Below are 20521 nucleotides of genomic sequence, written 5' to 3'. Positions count from 1 at the left end.
GCCGGCGCCGTATTCGCTACAATCGACAATCCGCTTTTCTTTTGCGAGAGTCCGGCGATGATCGACCCGCTGACCGAAGTCGTGACGCTGCTGCAACCGGGCGCGCGGTACGCGAAGTACGTGCGCGGCGCGAGCCCGTGGGCGATCAACCGCACGGTCGCCGGCGAGCCGTTCTATTGCGCGGTCCTCGACGGCGGCTGCCGGATCGCGATCGACGGGCACGCGCCGATCGAGTTGCTGGCCGGCGATTTCATGCTGATTCCGGCCGCCTACGGCGTCGCGATGTCGAGCCTCGAACCGCCGCCGCCGGGTGTCGAGACCGCGCCGCCCGTCATGATCGAGCCCGGCGAATACCGGATCGGCGACCCCGCGAACCCGGTCGACACGCGGATGATGGCCGGCAACTGCAGCTTCGGTTCGCCCGATGCGGCACTGCTGGTGTCGCTGCTGCCGCGCTTCGTGCACGTACGCGGCGAGCCGCGGCTGACTACCCTCGTGCAACTGGTGCGCGACGAATCGCGCGCGCAACGGCCGGCCCGCGAGATCGTGCTGGCGCGTCTGCTGGAAGTGCTGCTGATCGAGGCGATGCGGTTCACGACCGGCACGCACGCGTCGCCCGGGCTCGTGCGCGGGCTCGCCGACAGTCGCCTCGCCGCCGCGCTCCGGCGGATGCACGAACGCCCCGCGCACCCGTGGACGATCGTCGAACTCGCGAAGGAAGCCGCGCTGTCGCGCTCGACGTTCTTCGAACGCTTCAGCCGCGCGGTCGGCGTCGCGCCGATGGAATACCTGCTGACGTGGCGCATGGCGCTCGCGAAGGATCTGCTCCGCCGCAACGAAGGCCGCATCGCCGAAATCGCGGCGCGCGTCGGCTACAGCTCGGCAAGCACCTTCAGCGTCGCGTTCGCGCGGCACGTCGGCCGGCCGCCCGCGCAATATGCGCGCGACGAACAGGCGACGGTGAGCGAATCATGAACCGCACCCGCCCTCTCTGTTCCGCCACCTGCAACCCCGTTGCGTCACGCCGCGACGACGGTCGAGGCCCCCGATGACGACAGACGCCAAGGCCGCCGGCACGACCGACCACTGGCTCGTCGCGCGTCGCGACGCGGAGACCGGCATCGAAAGCCTGCACGCGCATTTCAACGGCCATGCGTACGATGCGCACGATCACGACGACATGCTCGTCGGCTTCACCGAACAGGGCGTGCAGCGCTTCCAGTGCCATCGTTCGCTGCATACGAGCGTGCCGGGCCGCGCGATCCTGATCGAGCCGGGCGCGATGCACGACGGCCACGCGCCCGAAGCCGGCGGCTTCACGTACGGGATGCTGTACCTGCCGCAAACGTGGGTCGAGCGCGCCGCGCGCCGGCTCGACCTGCCGGGCCTGGGCAGCGTCGAAGCCACGTTCGGCCATACGCTCGTCGACGATCGCGGCCTCGTCGACGCGATCCGGAATGCGTTCTTCGCGCTCCACGACAACGAAGGCCGGCTCGCGCGCGACCAGACGCTCGACCGCCTGCTGATGCGGCTCGGCAGCCAGCTAGGCCGCCCGCCCGCGCTGGAAAGCGGCGTCGTGCCGCCCGCGATCGTCCGCGTGCGCGACCTGCTGCACGAACACATGGACGGCAACATCGGCCTCGACGAACTCGCGAGCGTCGCCGGCATCGATCGGTTCCGGCTCACGCGGATGTTCCAGCGCGCGTTCGGCACGTCGCCGCACGCGTACCTCGTGCGCTTGCGGCTGCGCGCCGCGCGCAGGCTGCTGGCCGCCGGCCGCACGCCCGCGCAGGCGGCCGCTGACGTCGGTTTCGCGGACCAGAGCCACCTCGGCCGCTGGTTCCGCCGCGCGTACCGGATCACGCCGGCCGCATACCGGCAACTCTGCACAAACGTTCCAGACTGATCGCGCACGACGTCCGATCATGAGCGCTCCAACCAGGAGCAAGCATGTTCGATACCAAAGTAGCGCTGATCGTGCGCGACGATCTCGCCGCGTGGCAGAAACTCAACGTGGTCGCGTTTCTCGCGACGGGTGTCGCGGCCGGTGCGCCGGACGCACTCGGCGAGCCTTACGAGGATGCCGCCGGGCGCCGCTATGGCCGGATGCTCGGCCAGCCGATGATGGTGTTCGCGGCGGACCTGAACGGATTGCAGGCCGCGCACCGGCAGGCGCTGTCGCGCGAGCTAATGATCGTGCCCTACGTGCGCGCGATGTTCTCGACCGGGCACGATGCGGCCAACCGCGAAGCGTTTCGCGCCGAGGATGCGGACAATCCCGATCTGGTCGGCCTGGCGTTGCACGGGCCGAAGAAGGCCGTCGACAAGGCGGTGAAAGGGCTGGCGTTGCATGCGTAAGCGGGTCGGGCAACCTCGCCGCTTTCGTTCGATCCGCGTTTGGGCCCATGTAGCCGAATTTGCAGCGAACGAAGCCAATCCGGCCACATGTTCCCTGCAAGACGACGGCTGCGCCGCCGGCCCGTTGCAGGCCGGCGGCGTCCCGTCGATCAACCGCCGAGATACGCCTGCTTGATCCGGTCGTTCGCGAGCAGGTTCGCGCCCGTGTCGGCCAGCACCACGCGCCCCGTTTCGAGCACGTAGCCGCGATCGGCCACGCCGAGCGCCTTGTTCGCGTTCTGTTCGACGAGGAACACCGTGACGCCTTCGTCGCGGATCGTCCGGATGATGTCGAAGATCTGCGCGATCACGAGCGGCGCGAGACCGAGCGTCGGCTCGTCGAGCAGCAGCAAGCGCGGCTTGCTCATCAGCGCGCGGCCGATCGCCAGCATCTGCTGCTCGCCGCCCGACATCGTGCCGGCCCGCTGCGCCGCGCGCTCCTTCAGGCGCGGAAACAGCTTGAACACGTGCTCGATGCCGTCGTCGATCTCGTGACGGCTCGCGAAGAAGCCGCCCATCTTCAGGTTCTCGAGCACCGTCAGGCTCGGGAACACGCGCCGCCCTTCCGGCGAGATCGCCATCCCCTGCCGCATGATCTGGTGCGTCGACATCGCGGTGATGTCGTTGCCCTCGAACAGCACGCGGCCCGACGACGCGCGCGGCGTGCCGCATACCGTCATCATCAGCGTCGTCTTGCCCGCGCCGTTGCTGCCGATCAGCGTGACGATCTCGCCCTTGTTCACCTCGATCGACACACCCGCGAGCGCCTCGACCGCGCCGTAGTGCGTATGGACCTGTTCCAGCTTCAGCATCACTCTTCCCCCAGATACGCCTTGATCACGCGCGGGTCGTTGCGGACCGCCTCCGGTGTGCCGATCACGATCGGCCGGCCGTGCTCCATCACGAGGATGCGGTCGGACACGCCCATCACGAGGCTCATGTCGTGTTCGATCAGCAGCACCGATACGCCGAACTCGCGGCGAAGCGTGTCGATCAGGTGCTGCAACTCGATCTTTTCCTGCGGGTTGAGGCCGGCCGCCGGCTCGTCGAGCATCAGCAGGCGCGGCTCGGTGATCATGCAGCGCGCGATCTCCAGACGCCGCTGATGCCCGTACGACAGCGTGCCGGCCGGCCGGTTGGCAACCGCCGTCAGCCCCATCCGGTCGAGCCACACGGCCGCGCGTTCGAGCGCTTCCTTCTCGGCATGACGATACGCAGGCGTCGCGAACAGGCCGTGCAGCAACCCGGCCTTCACCTTGCGATGCTGCGCGACGAGCAGGTTCTCGACGACGGTCAGCGACTTGAACAGGCGGATGTTCTGGAACGTGCGCACCAGGCCCTTCAACGCGATCTGATGGCTCGGCAGGCCCGCGATCGCGTGACCGTCGAGCACGACGTCGCCGCCGGTCGGCTTGTAGAAGCCGCCGACGCAGTTGAACACAGTGGTCTTGCCCGCGCCGTTCGGCCCGATGATCGCGAACACCTCGTCGCGGCGCACGTCGAAATCGATGCCGTCCACCGCGAGCAACCCGCCGAAGCGCATCTGCAGCCCGGCGACCTTCAACAGTTCCGTATTCGCGCTCATTGCGGCAGCTCCACGTGGGGACGGCTCGCGGGCAAGAGGCCCTGCGGACGCCACATCATCATCAACACCATCACGAGACCGAAGATCAGCATCCGGTATTCGGCGAACCCGCGCGCGACTTCCGGCAGCACGGTCAGCAGGATCGCCGCGAGAATCACGCCGAGCTGCGAGCCCATCCCGCCGAGCACGACGATCGCGAGGATCAGCGCCGATTCGATGAAGGTGAACGATTCGGGATTCACGAGGCCCTGACGCGCCGCGAAGAACGCGCCGCCGATCCCCGCGAACGCCGCGCCGAGCGTGAACGCCGACAGCTTGATCCGCGTCGGGTTCAGGCCCAGCGACCGGCATGCGATCTCGTCGTCGCGCAGCGCTTCCCACGCGCGGCCCATCGGCATGCGGATCAGGCGGCTCGTCACGAACAGCGTGAAGCCGACCAGCACCAGCGCGATCAGGTACAGGAAGATCACCATGTGCTCGCCGCTGTATTCCAGCCCGATCAGTTCATGGAAGGTCTTCGCGCCTTCGACGCTCGCGCTGCGCGCCATCTCGAAGCCGAACACCGTCGGCTTCGGAATGCTCGAGATGCCGTCCGGGCCGCCGGTGAGGCTCGTCAGGTTGTTCGCGAGCAGGCGGATGATTTCGCCGAAGCCGAGCGTGACGATCGCCAGATAGTCGCCGCGCAGGCGCAGCACCGGGAAGCCGAGCAGGAAGCCGAACGTCGCCGCGGCGATCGCCGCGATCGGCAGGCACGCCCAGAACGACAATCCGAAATACTGGTTCAGCATCGCGTACGTATAGCCACCGACCGCATAGAAGCCGACATAGCCGAGATCCAGCAGCCCCGCGAACCCGACCACGATGTTCAGCCCGAGGCCGAGGATCACGTAGATCAGCGCGAGCGTCGCGACGTCCACCGCGCCGCGCGAGCCGAAGAACGGCCACACGAGGCCAACGGCGAGCAGCACCCAGATGATCGCGCGCTGCTGCCGCGCGCCCATCGCGGGCATCGCCGGCAGCTTCACCGCCGATTTCGCGCGCACGAGCCACGGCTTGAACAACTGGAACAGGAACACGGCCGCGACCGCGATCCATACCGGGCGCCAGTGCGGCGTCAGCACGACCTGGTAGCCTTCGAGCTTCAACTGCAGCCCGAGCACCGGAATCGTGAGGATCGCCGTCAGGATCGCGGCGGCCACGGCATTCTTCAGCGCCTGGCCAAACGAAGCGTCGGCGGCCGGGCGGCGAACGGAAATGACTTGACTCATCTGCGTCTCCCTCAAACCTTTTCGATGTCCGACTTGCCGAGCAGGCCGGTCGGGCGGAAGAGCAGGATCAGCACGAGCAGGCCAAACGCGACCACGTCCTTGTACTCGGCCGGCATGTAGCCTGCGGCGAAGGTTTCGGCCAGACCCAGCAGCACGCCGCCGAGCATCGCGCCCGGGATGCTGCCGATCCCGCCGAGCACCGCGGCGGTGAACGCCTTGATGCCCGCGACGAAGCCGATATACGGATTCAGCTTGCCGATCGTCAGCCCGATCAGCACGCCGCCGACGGCCGCCAGCATCGCGCCGAGCACGAACGTGAACGAGATCACGCGGTTCGTGTCGATGCCGAGCAGGTTCGCCATCTTCATGTCCTCGGCGCACGCGCGGCACGCCCGGCCCATCCGCGAATGCGAGATGAACAGCGTGAGCGCGATCATCAGCACCAGCGTCACGCAGACGATCAACAGGCGCGCATACGGAATCGTCACGTCGAAGTCGCCGCCGAGATGGATCTCGAACGCGCCGGAGATCAGCACGGGCACGGACACGTCGCGCGCGCCCTGGCCGATCTGCACGTAGTTCTGCAGGAAGATCGACATGCCGATCGCGGAGATCAGCGGCACGAGGCGCGGGCCGCCGCGCAGCGGACGATACGCGACGCGCTCGACCGCGAAGCCGTACAGGCCGGTGACGATCACCGACACGATCAGCGCGGCGCCGAGCACGAGCGGCAGCGGATAGCCGGCGGAGATGCCGATTGCAGTGAGGGTCACGAGGCCCACGTACGCGCCGATCATGTAGATCTCGCCGTGGGCGAAGTTGATCATGCCGATGATGCCGTAGACCATCGAATAGCCGATGGCGATCAACGCATAGATCGCACCCAGCGTCAGGCCGTTGACCAGCTGCTGGGCGAATTGAGGAAAGAAGTCAGTCATGTGCGGGAAGCTCCCGTTGGCATTGCGTCGCGTGCCGCCGCCGGATCACGGCGGTCGGCCGCGCGCAACGCACGGTGTCGTCTCGGGCCGCCCTTTGGCGCGCACGGGTCAGAGGCGCGACCAATACGCACCCGCCCCGTCCGGGTTTCGGACAGGGCGGGTGCGCGGGCGGGTACTCCGTATTACTTGGCGGCGGTCTTCGTCGCGTCCTTGTGCCACGTGTAGACGACGAACTTGAACGCCTTCAGGTCGCCCTGTGCGTCATACGCGACCTTGCCGATCGGCGTGTCGAACGTCGTCTTGTGCATGTACGCGGCGACCTTCGTCGGGTCGGTCGTCTTCGCGCCCGCGATCGAGTCGGCGATGATCTTCACCGCTGCGTACGCCGGCATCTGGAACGGGCCGTTCGCGTCGCGCTTCTTGTCCGCGAACGCCTTCACGAGCGCCGCGTTGGCCGGATCGGCCGAGAAGTCGGCCGGCAGCGTCACGAGCATGCCTTCCGAAGCCGGGCCGGCGATCGCCGTCACGTCCTTGTTGCCCACGCCTTCAGGCCCCATGAACGTCGCCTTCACGCCCTGCTCCCGCGCCTGGCGCATCAGCAGGCCCATTTCCGGGTGGTAGCCGCCGAAATAGACGAAATCGACGCCTTGCGACTTCAGCTTCGTGATGATCGCCGAGTAGTCCGAATCGCCGGCGTTGACGCCTTCGAACAGCACGACCGGGATCTTCGCGGCTTCGAGGTCCTTCTTCACCGACGACGCGATGCCCTGGCCGTACGACTGCTTGTCGTGCAGGACCGCGACCTTCTTCGGCTTCACGTTGTTGATGATGTAGTGCGCGGCGGCCGGGCCTTGCTGGTCGTCGCGGCCAATCGTGCGGAAGATGAAGTGGCGTTTCTTGCCTTCCGTCAGTTGCGGCGCGGTGGCCGACGGCGTGACCATCACGATGCCTTCGTTCTCGTAGATGTCCGACGCCGGAATCGTCGAACCCGAGCACACGTGGCCGATCACGTACTTGATCTTCTGGCTGACGATCTTGTTGGCGACGGCGACGGCTTGCTTCGGTTCGCACGCGTCGTCCATCAGCACGACTTCGAACTTGTTGCCGCCCGCACCGCCGGCTGCATTGATCTGTTCGATCGCGGTCAGCGCGCCGGCCTTCACCATGTCGCCGTATTGGGCGACCGAGCCGCTCATCGGACCGGCGATGGCGATCTTCACGGTTTCCGCTTGCGCGGCGGCGGCGCCGGCGGCGAACAGCACGGCGGCGACGGAAATGGACGTAAGACGGGACAGCGTCATCTGGGAGCTCCTCGATGTTGTTTAGTCATACGGGCAAAGGCGGCATGACTTGCGCAATCGAACAGCACCCGGGGCGAGGACAGGGGACACGCCCGAGACACATAGAAGACGGAACTCCAGCGGAATGTTGCGTAGCGGGGCCCGGCTCTTGCAGTCCCCGAAGGGGACGTCTGGTTCGGAAAGACATCGTGATGCGTCTTGCATTGCGCAAGCGTTTCGCCTGCCCCGCTTGCCAAATCGCTCGTTCGGAGGGATGGTCCGACAGCCATTGGCAAGGCAGCCGAAATTATATGGGCGTTTTTCAATCGTCTGTCAAAAATGCCTGTCGATTGAGGGAAAACACGTAGGTTTTTGAGATGGGTGGGTGGCGATGGGGGTGCAACTTCCGGGAGGCTGGGGCGGTTGTTTTGGGTGCAATCGGGTTGCTATTCGGTGGGGGGATCGGGTGTGTTCCTTGCTGGGCTTGGTGTTTGGCGAGGGGCGGTTCTCGGTTTCGTATTTTTCGGGCTACCGAGGGGCTGCTTGGGGAAAATCAATCAACTGACGATTGTGCGAACGCGCACCAGGACGGGGCGCTCGATGAGACGGAAAATCTTTCTGTTTGCAAACAAAGCTAGTGTGATTGAAAGGTTTTTGAGATTTCCATGAAATAATACGGGCTCGCTTCTGCAATCCAGCCAGCCTCCCCTGCAAGTCGCGCCCGCCGCGCCTTGCAGTCGCTTCAGGGCCGCTTCGACGCCCCCTCGTCGCCCAGCCGCCAGCCAGTGATCTGCCGTTTTGTTCAATGCACATCACCTGCTTCGGATCGCCCATGAATTGCCCTGTTCGCTTGTCTTCCGCCGCCGCCGCGATCGCTTGCGCGCTTTCTGTTTCTGCTTCCCATGCTTCAGGACGCGATGCGCTGACCGATCGGTCGGCCGGTGCCAATGTGTTTCGCTCGGAACGGCGTGCGGCTGCTCGGGATGATGGACATGCGGCACGTGTGGGCCGTCGACGGGTGCAGTTCGCTGCGCCTGACGAACGGAGCCCGTTCGATACGCCTGATACGCGGCCGGTGCGGGTGACAAGCGATGCGCTCGTGGCATCGCCGCCTTCTTTTAAACACGAACCCGATTTTGTCTCGGCTCCGAACCGCGTCGCGCTTGGCGCGGGCGGGAGCGATAGTTTTGGCCGCGCAGTGCCTGGATATGAGCAGCGCGAGCAGAACTGGAACGAATACCTGCGCGCGAATGGCTCTCGGCCGGCTGGTAGTGTCGGCTCGTATGCGCCGCAGCGGCCGTACGATGCGCCGCGCGGTCCGCACGGGGCACCGAATCCATTTGATCCATCGGTGCCGCAGCCGGAGACGCGGACGTTCTACGACAACGGTTCAGGGACGAAATGCACGGCTACCGGCGGTGCGGGGACGTCGCGGTCGTCTTGCGATATCGCTTGGTGATGCGTGGTCTTGGGTGGCTGCCACTTACGGCTGCTCTACCCTGTCCGGCGCGCTGCGCGACGTCGCGCAGCGCGGCCGCATCCCGCGGCGTTGCGCTTACAGCTGCGTGATGATCAGCCTGCCCGGCTCAATGTCGATCCGCGCCTGGCGGCCCGGAACAAAACACGCATCGTTGTTCAGCCACATTCCACCGATCTTCATGTACGGATAAAACGTCTCCGGCCTCGGATCCATGGTCTTCGGGGTACCCCACATTTCCTGGATCGTGACGAAACGTTCCGTCTTCGGTGGTCGTGCTTTATGATTCGGCTTAGCCATGGGCAACTCTCTCTTAGTTGACTGTGGTTAGCGGGTCGTGAGTGTTGGTAGCACTTGCGGCCCGCGCTCGTTTACCGCGGCGTTTTTATGGTTTGGATTCCTCCTTTGTTGGTGAATCGGTGGAAACGATGCTTCGGTAGAGGATCAGCGCGTGTGGCACTTCCGTTCGCGCGCACTGCAGGCAACACGATCATCATCAGTTGGACATTGCTCATTAAACCATCATTGGCACGCATTTGAGCGTACGTTAGCCATTGGGTATAGGTATGCGGCTTGGTCACCTTTCTGGTTATTGCGCGTGTTGACGGTAATGGCGAGCAAGTCGACGCCTGCGCCATCTATTCGGAACACGATTGATCCGAGCGGGACGATTTGAAACAGTTCTACGAGTTCGGTCTCGACGATGTGCGCTGGGCTCGATACTTGTGTAGCCAATGCAAGGTCTTTGAGTGCGCGCTTGTGGATCCCACTTGTGCTGAGCGTGGGCCTATCCATCGCCCTCATTCAGCAGGGAATCCCCCTTTTTTATAGCCGCTCCACAAAGCCTTAACTGGCCAACTATCCGGTTTCCCGGCCAACATGCTCTTTGCGATCAGTTCGACGTCGTCTGAAACTCTTCCCGCGATGTCGGAATTTCCCGAGGCTCGAAACGAGAGCTTGAATGCCTTCTCTCTAATAAAATCCAAGAATTTCTTGTCTTCGGCTACGAGGTCGAGTCCATCGACCTCGTTAAACGCCTGCATCCAGAGATCGTCGAATGATGCGGCGTTCCTTTTGTCAAGTAGGTCATCGAAATCCAGGCCAATAAAAAAATCGAAAAATCCCGGCTTGGATATCTCCGAATCGATACTATTCAAAATCTCATTTGGCATTCCATAATCCCTGTTCTTGTGCCGGTGGCACTACAGCGGCGCTACCGTCAGTATAGATTCCCACAACGTCCGGACCGGGGATAACTGCCATTGAGCTTCCAGATCCGCCGACCATACGCGTCGAACTCGAAGCGACGGGGTCTACGGCACTAAACCGCGTCATGCCACCATTGCCGCACACGGCGTGGCCCCTTCGATCCCACCGCGCGATGGTGCCGCTCGTTGCTCCCTCAATACGCCGGGTATGATGTGGTAGAACGGTAATCCCCCCGTTTTCCACGGGGTTCAGAAGTAGAAACTAAGCGGCCATGGCCAGCCGCTGCTTCGGCGTAAATCCGCCCAGGGCCATGTTCGGGCGGTCGTGATTGTAAGTCCACATCCAGTCGGTCGCGAAGCGCTGCACATGGTCCAAGTCTTCCCAGTGGTACTGCGACAGCCATTCGTATCGCACGGTCCGGTTGAATCGCTCGACATACGCATTCTGCTGAGGCTTCCCCGGCTGGATGTAGTCGAGCTTGATGTCGTACTGCCGGGCCCATTCGGTGATCGCTGCACTTAGGTACTCGGGGCCGTTGTCACACCGAATCGCTTTCGGCCTGCCACGCCAACCGATGATCTGCCGTAGCGCACGGATCACCCGCTCCGACGGCAAGGAGAAGTCGATCTCAATTCCGAGCGCTTCGCGGTTGAAGTCGTCGATCACGTTGAACAGCCGGATGCTGCGCCCATCGGCCAGTTGGTCGTGCATGAAGTCCATCGACCAGACCTGGTTGACGGCAGACGGTACCGCCAGCGGCTCAGGTACCTTCTGACCAGCCGCTTGCGCGGCTTGATCCGCAGGTTCAACTCCAGCTCGCGATAGATCCGGTACACCCGCTTGTGATTCCAGCCGAAGCTCTTCACGTTGCGCAGGTACAGGAAGCACAACCCGAAGCCCCAGTTCCGGTGGTTGTCGGTCAGACGCAGCAGCCAGTTCGCAATCTCGTCGTTCTCGGCATCGCGCACGTTGGCGTACCGATAGCAAGTCTGGCTGTTCCCGAACGCCTCACATGCCAGCCGGATCGACACGCCTCGACTGGACACCGCATGCTTGGCCATCTCGCGCCGGCGAGATGGCCTCAGCCCTTTTTTGCGAGTGCCTCCGCGACGATCTCTGCCTTGATCTTCTCCTCGACGTACATCTTGCGCAGCCGGGCATTCTCAGCCTCCAGTTCCTTCATCCGTGCGATCAGCGACACATCCATGCCACCATATTTCGAGCGCCATTTGTAGAACGTCGCCGTGCTGATGCCCAGTTCCCGGCACAGGTCCGGTACCGCCAGCCCCGCCTCCACGCGCTTGAGCGCATCCATGATCTGGCTGTCCGTGAATCTCGACTTCTTCATTCTGTAGAACTCCCTCAACGAGAAAATTCTACTTCTGATCCCGCCGGTTCTGCGGGGGGATTACCGAACGATACGGCCGATGCGGATCGTCCGAGACGGCGATCACAAGTGGAAGAAAGGTTACGGCCACCATCGGCGCTCGCTCGCGGAGAACGCGATGTATCGCCTGAAGACGCTCACCGGTACGGCTATGGGCACGTCGAACCGAATCACAAGCGACCGAGGTCGCTATCCGCATGAGCGTATTCCAACATGGGGCGTATCCTTGAGTTCGTAAGCCCTGTGTACTTCGATCTCCTCGTTTCGAACTACACCACCAAGCCTACGTCTGAAAATCAAACGTCCCGACGAAGCGCACGCGGGAGGCAGGACGGACGCTTTCTGCGTTCTCGTACTGGAAGTTATAAAGTAGGATCAGACCATTATCGTCAGCACTGCGCATAGCTTCGAGCTGAAGAATCAGCACGTCGGCAAAACTATCGAGCCAAGAAAATCCCACAAGATTCTCTCGGAGGCTTAGATCCGGTTGCAGCATGTCCGCCTCGCGGAAGCCATCGTCAAACCAATCAATTCCGGTATCGTCTCGAAACTGATTGAAAGAGTCACCATTCTCATCGTAGGCGTTCTCGATGTAGTCCGTAAGATCATCGTCGTCAGTGAACTTCCCGACCCAGACTGATACTTTATTAGCTTTTTCCATTCTTCCTTACTCCGTCGGCGGCCGACGACCCACGGGCAGATCGTCGACGCCATTAGTGAGCCGATAATTTCCCCAGTTCTGCAAACGCCGTAAGTACGTTGCATAGTCCATGGATGAATCGACAATATCGATGATTTCACCGTGCGCTGTCCCTGATCCTTTCTTTCCGTGCATCCAGTCAGGATTGATACCACCAGTAGATTTCGTCGGCGTTCGATTTCCCCAGATATCTTCTGCTGTGAGCCCCCAACGCTTAAAGGTAGGGGCACGACTTACTGGCAACCACTCGTGCTGTTCGACCGTCTTCTCGATCGTGTGGTCACGTGCACCGTACCGATAGCGCGCACGGCCGATCCGTTTCGGCAGGCCGCCTCAGTAATAATGGTAAGCATCCACGGGATGCCTGGCGCCCCGTGCGCGGCAATGTTCATTGCCGCGTCGCAACGAAAGTGCTCGGCCGGCTGTAGCGGACTTTCGGCCGAAACGATCCGGCGCGCACGTCGCGCCGATACGTAAGCGTGTCAGCGTCGCTATCGACCCGCTCCAGTTGTCCGGCGGCGTTGTAGTGATACACCTGATATCTCCATTTACCGACTTGAACAGTTGATCAACATCCGCTTTGGCCATTACAAATGATGTGCCGTCGCATTGACCCATATCATATTTTCGAAATTTCCGACAAATGCTCGCTGCGCTGGTCACCCACTAGACGTTGCACGCCACCGTCGTTTCGACCTTTCTGAAAAAATCACGCATAAGCATCACCATAATCCTTACCTTTCCAAAAGATATCCACACCAGAACTTTTATATAGCTCATCAAGCAGTTCAGAAAAGCTTAACGCTATTATCGGACAACTTCCAACTACGCCATGAATTTCGAAATTGCTATCGTAGCACCTTCCACCCCTTTCCTTTGATGTATCGATAGATATGTAGTCGCCATTATCCGTTTTACATATCGCATACCATGAAAAAGAAATGTCATCCTCACAAGGGTCGCCCACAATAATCATATTAGTTTGCAACACTTCGCTAGCCGACAATATTTTGAACGATATATTTTCTTTTCCGGATCTAAACAAAATTACGCCACCGCAAAGATCGTAGAATTCCACCATATCATTCGGATATGCCATGTCAGCATGCGGTAGCGGCGGCAACTTCCCGCTCACCGGCAACACCTGACATCTACCATCGGATCTAATAATCTCCACAATCTCTTTAATCGACCTCATATCCGCCCCTAGAATTTCACTGGATCAAACTCACCCGTGTATAAATACTGATTCAATGCCCTATAGTAGGCATCCCTACTCGCCTGTGGAACATTTGCTGCATCAAACATTTTCTCGGATAGCGCCTGCATTTCTCGATTGCTCACGGCCTCCCAATCAACTTTTCCGCCAACTGGACGCCCCGTTTTTATAGTTAGCCAATCTCGGTAAGCGGCCTTTGTCGCAGCATGCGACTCAACAGACAAAGCAATTGTTGGCGAATTAGTTGGATACTTCCCACCATAGTCCGGAACATTCTTTGCCATCCATACATCAAGTACTCCGTGGTGGTTTTCTAAAGGTGAATTGCTCGGTCGATATGGAACAACGTCATACTCTTTAACGTCCTCGCAACCGCTCAATCCCAGGGGGTCAACCCACGCATCTGGCGCGTGCACATAGCCCTGTGTTCTAAAACCACCTTCAAGTCCAATCGGATCGAAACTAAGATACTGTCCTGTATCTGGATCGTAGTATCGATTCAGGTTGTAGCACAGTCCCGTCTCCGCGTCGTCCCATTGACCGGGAAAACGCAAAGTCGTGTCGATTGAAATTGCTGCGCCTTGCGCGTCATTCGCTGCTCGTCTGGCCGGCAACAGTTTCCCCCACAGCGAATACGCCCCCTTCCAAACAGGCGTGCCATGTTCGTCGAAGACCGCCTTTGGCAAACCGACCTGGTCTGTCAGAATCGGATAGATGCCGCTGTCGGTCTCCTGCGCAAGCGGCAAGAAACTGCTTGGCTCAATATGCCATGTCACGACTTGGCCCGTCGTACCGTCTCGCTGCTCGATCCAGCGTTCGGCAAGCATCGGACCGTCCCACAGGAACTTCACCGTTTCGCGGCCGCCGACTTGCTGCTTCTCGATCCGGCGATTGAAAGCGTCGTAGCGATACGCCCAAACACCGCGCTCGGGCGTAACGACCCTCACGAGCCGATTGAGCCCGTCCCACGTGTATTGCCACGTTTTCGGCCTGAACCCCGGCTGTTCGACCGTCTTCTCGATCGTGCGGCCACGTGCATCGTATTGATAGCGTGCGTAGCCAACCTGTTCCGGCAGACCTCCGCGGCGATAGTGGTGGGCATCCACGGGCGCCCGTTGCCCGTGCGCGGCAATGTTCATCACAGCGTCGTAGCGGAAGTGCTCGCTCGGCTGCAGCAGACTTTCTGCGCAGATGATCTGGCCGCGCTCATCGCGCTGGTAGGTGAGCGTATCCGCGCCCGTGTCGACTCGCTCCAGTTGCCCGGCTGCGTCGTAGTGATAGACCTGCCGCGTCAATTGCGCGAGCGCACGGGCCGGATCGGCTTGCAAGGCATCGAAGGCTACGGCAGGCCCCGCAATCTGCCGGCGTATACGGCCGAGCGCATCGTACTGTTGCTGCGCGACAAAATCTCCCGCTTCACGGCCGATCTCGCGCCCTAACGCATCACGCCGGATCGTCAGTTCCCCGACTTGCGTCAAAGCCCCGGATACATCGTACGCATAGGCGGTCTCGCGCCTAGGTGTCATCCGCAGACGGCGTTGTCCATCAGCGTCGTAGACGTGCCGCAACAGTTCGCCATGCTGATCTTCGCCGATCAAGCGGCCATTCCTGTCGTAGGCAAAGCGCGTCACATGAGCGTGCTCACCCTGGACCTCCGCCGATGCCAATCGTCCGCTCGTATCGTAGCGGTAGGCAAGCTTCACGTCGCCGGCATCGATCTCGATGAGCCGGTCGGATGCATCGTATGTATAGCGCCACTGGCCACCGTCGGGCAGTGTCTTCGTCAGCAGGCGACCAACGGCATCGCGCTCGTATTCGGTCGCGCGGCCTCCCCAGTCAATTTCGGCCGCGAGACGCCCGGCCGCGTCGTAGCGGTACGTGTAAGTCTCTCCCAGCGCATTGATAACCTTCGTCAGCCGGGTCGCATGGTCGTACTCAAAACGCGTTGCATGTCCGGCCGCGTCGATCGACGCCGTAAGCAGATCGAATGGACCGTAGGTTCGCTGGATCGTACGTCCTAGCGGATCGATCCATTCGACTGGGAGGCCCTCACTGTTGTATCGCGTCTGCGACACGGAGCCATCAGGGCGCGTAACCGCGCTCAGCAGACCGCGCGGATTTGCCGGGCCGTCAGCATAGTCGTAACGCGTCACATGCCCGTCGGGCGACGTTTCCTCCAGCAGCCGGCCCAGCACGTCTATCTTGCGACGAAAGCGTGCACCCGTTGGCAACTCGATGTCAGTCAGCCGCAACCGGGCATCGTAGTCCAGGCGCGTCTCGTGATCACCTTGAACCACTCGCAGCAATTCGCCACGGGGCCCATAGCGATAGGTCGTTTTGTTGCCGTCCGGCTCGGTACGTGCAATCAACCGATACAGATGGTCGTACTCGAGCTTGATCGTGCCGCCGGTCGGCAAGCGCGCCCCGGTTAGGCGCTGCTCGTCGTCATAGTCGAAGTCAACCGTTCTCCCCGAGCTTTCGACGACCGAAGTCAGTTGGCCGCGCTCGTCGTATCGATAGTCCGTCCGTCGGCCAAGCGGATCAGTCCGGGCCATCAAACGACCAAGCTCCCATTCGGAGTAAGTGCAATGACCGAGCGGATCGGTTTCGGCCGTTACAAGACCTTCGTCGTTATAGGCGTAGGTCCATTCGCCGTCGACGTCAATCACGCGTGTGCAGCCGGCTTCGTAGATGAATCGGCCCGTGTGATAGCCCTGCCGTGTACCTGTCTCGACTACACGACCAGCGGTGTCGTACCGATATCGAACATCGGTCTGGTCTGTATCCCGCCATTGGGTCATCCAGCCGTGTTCGTCGTACGCGTAATAGAATTGGCCAAACTGGAAGCTCGCCACGTGGGTAAGCATGCCATGCTGGTAGTCGTAGTCCACAAGCGTTCTGGAACCACCGTCCGCATCATGGAGAACGATCCGTTGCAGCCGACGGTCGCGCCCGGGATAAGCAATCTCGAGCCGATAGCCACCGCTATGGACCATGCCACTCAAACGACCAGCACTATCGTAGGAAAGAACGATCGCGTTGCCGTCGAGGTCCTCGATCCGTTCGAGGCGAGACGAGCGCCCGTCAACGAGCGGCGTGAAAATACGCAGTTGTCGCGTATCGCGATCGAAGATGCGCGGATCGAGCCGGCTTCCGACCAGCCGATAACGCGGCTCGCGCAAGTTGATGCCGTTGAGCGCCATATCCGGCGCGTCAAAGCCGATCGCAAGGCCAGCGCCGTCGTGGAATCTCACGAAGCGGCCACCATCGAACGTCAATTGCTGCGACCAGTTGTCCGACCAGCGGTGACCGAGCAATCCGTGATCGTCCGATCGAGTCCGATAGCGTCGTTTGAACTCGAGGGGCAGGACTCCGGGAATGGCAAGATCGGTACGGATCTCCAGCATTTCTCCGGATACCGGATCAACCGGATCCTTGCACTTCGGTCGATTCTCGTCCTTGATACCCCTTTGTTCCGCAGATCGGGTGGGCTCAGGTCTGAATTTCTCGCGCAGCCCCTTGCCGGCAAACTTTCCCGCCCCACCGCCTACGAGCCCCCCGAGCAAACCCGCCAGGAACTCCTGAGTCGCCGACAACTCCGGGTTCTTCGGGCCATAATTCCCGGTCGTCTTGTCGATCCAGATGCTGTTGCGCCCCGAATTGACCTTGCCGCTACAGTGGGTCTCGTGGCCGATCCGCACCAGCGGCAGGCCGTTGACGAACACGGTTTTGCTGCCGTCGACGAGTGCCTGCGGCGCGCCGGAATGGTGATCGCATTTCACCAGGTCCGTGACGCGCGCCACTTTCTTACCTTCAAAATACACATTGCTCGAACCGGTGACGATCTCGCCACAGTTGGTTCCCATACTTTGGCTGGCTGACGCGAGCGCACTACCCAGCGTCAGGCCGCCCGCCATGCATGCCCCGACGATCAGCGCGCCGGCGAGTCCACCTGTTGCCACGGTCGCCGCCACTGCCACGCCAATCGCGACCCCCACGGCAATGCCGGCGAGAATCCCCATAAAACCCGACGAGTGCGCAATCCGATCGCCAATGCATGCGGGGTGCGGATCGCCTCGGCCAATTGTGAGGCCCAGGGCATCGCCAACCTGCGTGAACTCCTTTGACAGCCAGCCGGTCACGCCGACCTTATCGAGCGCCCAAGCGCCACCGACTGCAATCGCCAGCGGAAGCATGACGGTGCCCGCTGCAACCGCGCCCGCACCCAGTGCCGCCCCGCCGGTCGCACCACCTGCCAGCGCCGTACCGGCGGCACCCAGCCCGGCGGCCGTCCCCTCGATGGCGGTCAGGCCCGCATCGGCGCCGAGCATCCCATAGTTGAGGTGCTCGTAAAACGGCTGCTCGGCCGCTTTCGCGGCCTCACCGTCCTCCAGCCTGGCGATTTGATCGAGACGTTCCTGTGCGCTGCCGCTCGGCTCGTTGTAATTCGGCGTGTCCGACATTGCCGCCTCAGATCGGATCGCGCAACTGAAGGCTTTGAATCACCGCCCGGATTTGGTCGCGCTGTGTGTCACTCAGCGTACCGGGCGCGGTGAAGGTGAGCATCAGCACGACCTGCCCGTATTCCACCATCGTCAGCCGCTGGTGAATGGGCGCCTGGTTGTTCGCCCAAGTAAACTCATGCACGTGCGCAGCACGCCCGGATACCGTGGCGTCCTCATTTGCCACCTCGGCGTAATCTGGAACCTGCTTCGCCACCTTCCGGATTTCGCTTGTCACATATTCGGCGAACTTCATGCCCCACGGCAGGCGCTCGCGCGTAATCACGAAGCTCACGCCTTCCGTGCCTGTCGCTGCCGACACAAATACGTTCATCGTTTTATCCTGCCACTCCACGGGCAGCGCCAACGTGCCTTCCTGCATCTGGTACATGCTTTGTTATCCTTATTGGGATTAGCCGTTCTTCGGGTTGATGTCGGTCCGAGCAGCCTGGATGTTGATGTTGCTGTCATCCAGGTGGATCACCGAATCGCCCTTATAGATGTCGATCGAGTCGGCAGTCATGTGAATCCGCGTACCGCCATCGCCGCCGATCTTGATCCAGAGTTCCTTGGCTTCCAGGGTGTGCACGCCCTGCGGAGTCTGATGCAGCGTATTGCCCTGCACGACAACGTCCGACAGGTTGCCAACCGCGATAGCCGTCGTATGGTTGCCCTTGCCGACCTCGACGGTCCGGTCGCCTTTGAGAACTTGAGTCCACTGCGCGTCCTCGACAACGGTATGCATGTCCTTCTGTGCATGCATGTAAAGCATCTGTGCACCATTGACGTCGCTCATCAGCAACTCGTTCGACCCCGCGCCCTTGTGCGTCTGGCTCTTGATCCCCATCGTCTGGCCGGCCGCGCCGTGATACGGGTTGCCCTGCTCGCCGTTGAACACGCGGCCGACGATCACCGGGTTATCCGGATCGCCCTGATTGAACGCCACCAGCACTTCCTGCTTGATCCGCGGAATCGCGGCCGCGCCCCAGCCGTCGCCCGCCCACGGTTGCGACACGCGCACCCACATCGAATCGGAGCCGTCCTTCTTGCCGCGCCGGTCCCACGGGAAATGCACTTTCACCGCGCTGCCGTTCGTATAGATTTCCTCGCCCTTCGGCCCGACGACGATCGCCGACTGCGTGCCGTGAATCACCGGCTTCGGCGTCGCGCGCGGCGCACGGTACGGAACCTTCTTCGGCAGCAGCGCGAAGCTGTTGCGGTACGGCAGCTTCGCGCTGTGCTGCGTGTAGTCGTTCACGGCCTCGTGACGCACGTGCAGGATCACGTATTCCTGGTTGTTTTCGAGGACGGGGTGATTCGCGACGGCCACGGCGCCGGCCGTGGTCATGCGCCACGCGTAGCCGCCGCCGGTATAGCGATGGGCTTGCGCCTCCTCGGCCTCCATCGCGAAACGGGCGTAGCGGTTGCCGTCGTCGCCGTGGTCGTACAGCGACTGGTGCTCGAACCGCTCGGTCGCATCGAGCCGCGCATGCTTGAGGTTCTGCGGCCCGGCCTCCACCAGCATCAGCGGCGACGACGGATTCTGGTGATTGAAGTCGCGGAACGTGACCTTGCCGACGCCGAAGCGCCGGCCCTCGTGCAACTGGTCGATGCCGCTGTCCTCGCTCGCCTCGGTCGCGGCGAACGGCACGGTGGCGAGCCCGTCGATCGGGCGGAACAGCAGGTTCGTGTCGCCGATCACGAGAAAGTGCTTGTCCTTCTCGTAGCGATGCGTCCACACGAGCCCCTCCTGCTCCATCAGCCGCGCGCAGAAGTTGTAGTAGCTCTCCTGGTACATCACGACGTACTCGAGCGGCTTCTGGCTCGTCCGGATGTCGAACGTGAAATCGGAAAACCCGTGTTCCTGGAAGATCTCGGTGAGGATGTCCTGCGCGGTCTTGTTCTGGAAGATCCGGCAGTCGGTCGAGCGCGTGAGGAACCAGAACCACGGCACGGCCGTCAAGTGATATTGCGTGACGTTTCCGGGGTTGCCGGCGCGGTCGAACGACGCGACGTAGCCGTCGAAATAGCGGTCGTTGTCGCCGGCGCCCGACGCCACGACGCGTTCGAGCGTCGACAGGCGCGCCTGCTGGTCGAAGCGGATCTTGACCTGCTGGCCGATCAGGTCCTCGGGCCTCAGGTCGTGGCGATGCGACAGCAGGTCGAGATGGATTTCCGGCAAGCGGTTCACGTGCTCGTCGACGACGGCCGCGCTGACCAGCAGCACATCGGGGCCGAGCGGCGTATCGAGCGTGACGTAACGGTTGAGCTGCGTCAGGCGCGCGGGGTTCGCGGCGCCGTTGATCGCTTCGGCGATGGCGCCGGGCGTCTTCTCCATCAGCGAGAAGCCGGTCTGCGCGAGTTGCAGCGCGCGCTGGACGGTGTCGACGTGCCCGGCCAGCCCCGCGAGCGGCCCGAGGCTGCCGGCCACACTCGACGCCACCGGGCCGGCGAGGCCCCCGAGCGCGCTCAACGAGCCGAGCGCACTGCCGCCCAATCCACTGGGAATACCCCCGTTCGGAGCGAAACTCATTCTTGTTCCTTGCGTGTGATCTCAGG

16 protein-coding genes and 3 pseudogenes are annotated in these 20521 nt (G+C 62.0%); 5 read left to right on the top strand and 14 right to left on the bottom strand.

Translation table 11 applies throughout. The features are described 5' to 3' along the window. Positions 1 to 57: 57 nt before the first annotated feature. The 3 genes from J8I35_RS23300 (at position 58) to J8I35_RS23290 (ending at position 2358) form a co-directional block, all read left to right on the top strand. Entirely contained in the window at positions 58 to 975 is a 918-nt protein-coding gene (locus J8I35_RS23300) for an AraC family transcriptional regulator (protein WP_124555575.1), read from the top strand. Between the two features lie 73 nt (positions 976 to 1048). Beyond that, the gene (locus J8I35_RS23295) at positions 1049 to 1906 is read left to right on the top strand and encodes an AraC family transcriptional regulator (protein ID WP_209927106.1); all 858 of its coding nucleotides are present in this window, start codon (positions 1049 to 1051) and stop codon (positions 1904 to 1906) included. Between the two features lie 44 nt (positions 1907 to 1950). Then, on the top strand, positions 1951 to 2358 hold the full coding sequence (locus J8I35_RS23290) for a DUF2000 domain-containing protein (protein ID WP_124594966.1): 408 nt from the start codon (positions 1951 to 1953) through the stop codon (positions 2356 to 2358). Positions 2359 to 2507: 149 nt separating this feature from the next. Here the strand turns inward: J8I35_RS23290 and J8I35_RS23285 are convergent, their stop codons facing one another. From J8I35_RS23285 to J8I35_RS23255, 7 genes are all read right to left on the bottom strand, one after another. Continuing rightward, complete coding sequence (locus J8I35_RS23285) at positions 2508 to 3209, bottom strand: ABC transporter ATP-binding protein (RefSeq protein WP_006484776.1); 702 nt, start codon at positions 3207 to 3209, stop codon at positions 2508 to 2510. Then, positions 3209 to 3982 carry a high-affinity branched-chain amino acid ABC transporter ATP-binding protein LivG gene (gene livG / locus J8I35_RS23280; protein WP_089489613.1) on the bottom strand — a complete coding sequence of 258 codons (774 nt, stop codon included), beginning with the start codon at positions 3980 to 3982 and terminating at the stop codon, positions 3209 to 3211. Before livG ends, J8I35_RS23285 begins: the two co-directional genes overlap by 1 nt. Further along, positions 3979 to 5250 carry a high-affinity branched-chain amino acid ABC transporter permease LivM gene (locus J8I35_RS23275; protein WP_209927103.1) on the bottom strand — a complete coding sequence of 424 codons (1272 nt, stop codon included), beginning with the start codon at positions 5248 to 5250 and terminating at the stop codon, positions 3979 to 3981. Before J8I35_RS23275 ends, livG begins: the two co-directional genes overlap by 4 nt. Before the next feature lie 11 nt (positions 5251 to 5261). Continuing rightward, complete coding sequence (gene livH / locus J8I35_RS23270; protein WP_006749488.1) at positions 5262 to 6188, bottom strand: high-affinity branched-chain amino acid ABC transporter permease LivH; 927 nt, start codon at positions 6186 to 6188, stop codon at positions 5262 to 5264. A gap of 182 nt (positions 6189 to 6370) precedes the next feature. After that, a complete protein-coding gene (locus J8I35_RS23265) occupies positions 6371 to 7489 on the bottom strand; it encodes a branched-chain amino acid ABC transporter substrate-binding protein (RefSeq protein WP_050012348.1) in 1119 nt (372 codons plus the stop codon). Between the two features lie 1534 nt (positions 7490 to 9023). Next, a complete protein-coding gene (locus tag J8I35_RS23260; protein ID WP_209927097.1) occupies positions 9024 to 9245 on the bottom strand; it encodes a hypothetical protein in 222 nt (73 codons plus the stop codon). A 500-nt stretch (positions 9246 to 9745) separates the two neighbouring features. Then, positions 9746 to 10117, bottom strand: coding sequence for a hypothetical protein (locus J8I35_RS23255; protein WP_209927095.1), 372 nt, complete (start codon positions 10115 to 10117; stop codon positions 9746 to 9748). A 133-nt stretch (positions 10118 to 10250) separates the two neighbouring features. Between J8I35_RS23255 and J8I35_RS34670 the strand changes: the two are divergent. Beyond that, a pseudogene (locus J8I35_RS34670) lies at positions 10251 to 10361 on the top strand (IS5/IS1182 family transposase); the annotation flags it as partial. A 54-nt stretch (positions 10362 to 10415) separates the two neighbouring features. Here J8I35_RS34670 and J8I35_RS23250 read toward each other — a convergent pair. After that, positions 10416 to 11502, bottom strand: a pseudogene (locus tag J8I35_RS23250) (IS3 family transposase). A 106-nt stretch (positions 11503 to 11608) separates the two neighbouring features. On the opposite strand from J8I35_RS23250, the pseudogene J8I35_RS23245 reads away from it, so the two are divergent. After that, a pseudogene (locus J8I35_RS23245) lies at positions 11609 to 11771 on the top strand (IS5/IS1182 family transposase); the annotation flags it as partial. A 53-nt stretch (positions 11772 to 11824) separates the two neighbouring features. Here the strand turns inward: J8I35_RS23245 and J8I35_RS23240 are convergent. The 6 genes from J8I35_RS23240 to tssI all read right to left on the bottom strand — a co-directional run bounded on the left by J8I35_RS23240 (position 11825) and on the right by tssI (position 20495). Beyond that, a complete protein-coding gene (locus J8I35_RS23240) occupies positions 11825 to 12202 on the bottom strand; it encodes an immunity 22 family protein (protein ID WP_209927093.1) in 378 nt (125 codons plus the stop codon). A gap of 427 nt (positions 12203 to 12629) precedes the next feature. Then, on the bottom strand, positions 12630 to 12776 hold the full coding sequence (locus tag J8I35_RS23235) for a hypothetical protein (protein WP_209927086.1): 147 nt from the start codon (positions 12774 to 12776) through the stop codon (positions 12630 to 12632). A gap of 174 nt (positions 12777 to 12950) precedes the next feature. Beyond that, positions 12951 to 13376: an SMI1/KNR4 family protein gene (locus J8I35_RS23230; protein ID WP_348522277.1), complete on the bottom strand. Its 426-nt coding sequence runs from the start codon at positions 13374 to 13376 to the stop codon at positions 12951 to 12953. Between the two features lie 71 nt (positions 13377 to 13447). Further along, positions 13448 to 17923 carry a DUF6531 domain-containing protein gene (locus J8I35_RS23225; protein ID WP_209927077.1) on the bottom strand — a complete coding sequence of 1492 codons (4476 nt, stop codon included), beginning with the start codon at positions 17921 to 17923 and terminating at the stop codon, positions 13448 to 13450. A gap of 7 nt (positions 17924 to 17930) precedes the next feature. Further along, positions 17931 to 18353, bottom strand: a complete 423-nt coding sequence (locus tag J8I35_RS23220) for a DcrB-related protein (RefSeq protein ID WP_089489619.1) — start codon at positions 18351 to 18353, stop codon at positions 17931 to 17933. 21 nt (positions 18354 to 18374) lie between these two features. Continuing rightward, positions 18375 to 20495: a type VI secretion system tip protein TssI/VgrG gene (gene tssI / locus J8I35_RS23215; RefSeq protein WP_209927071.1), complete on the bottom strand. Its 2121-nt coding sequence runs from the start codon at positions 20493 to 20495 to the stop codon at positions 18375 to 18377. Positions 20496 to 20521: the final 26 nt, after the last annotated feature.

The organism is Burkholderia sp. CpTa8-5, assembly GCF_017815045.1.
Classification (GTDB): Bacteria; Pseudomonadota; Gammaproteobacteria; order Burkholderiales; family Burkholderiaceae; genus Burkholderia; species Burkholderia sola.
The sequence above is the reverse complement of the archived record's forward strand: the minus strand, read 5'-3'. Positions and strand labels throughout refer to the sequence as shown.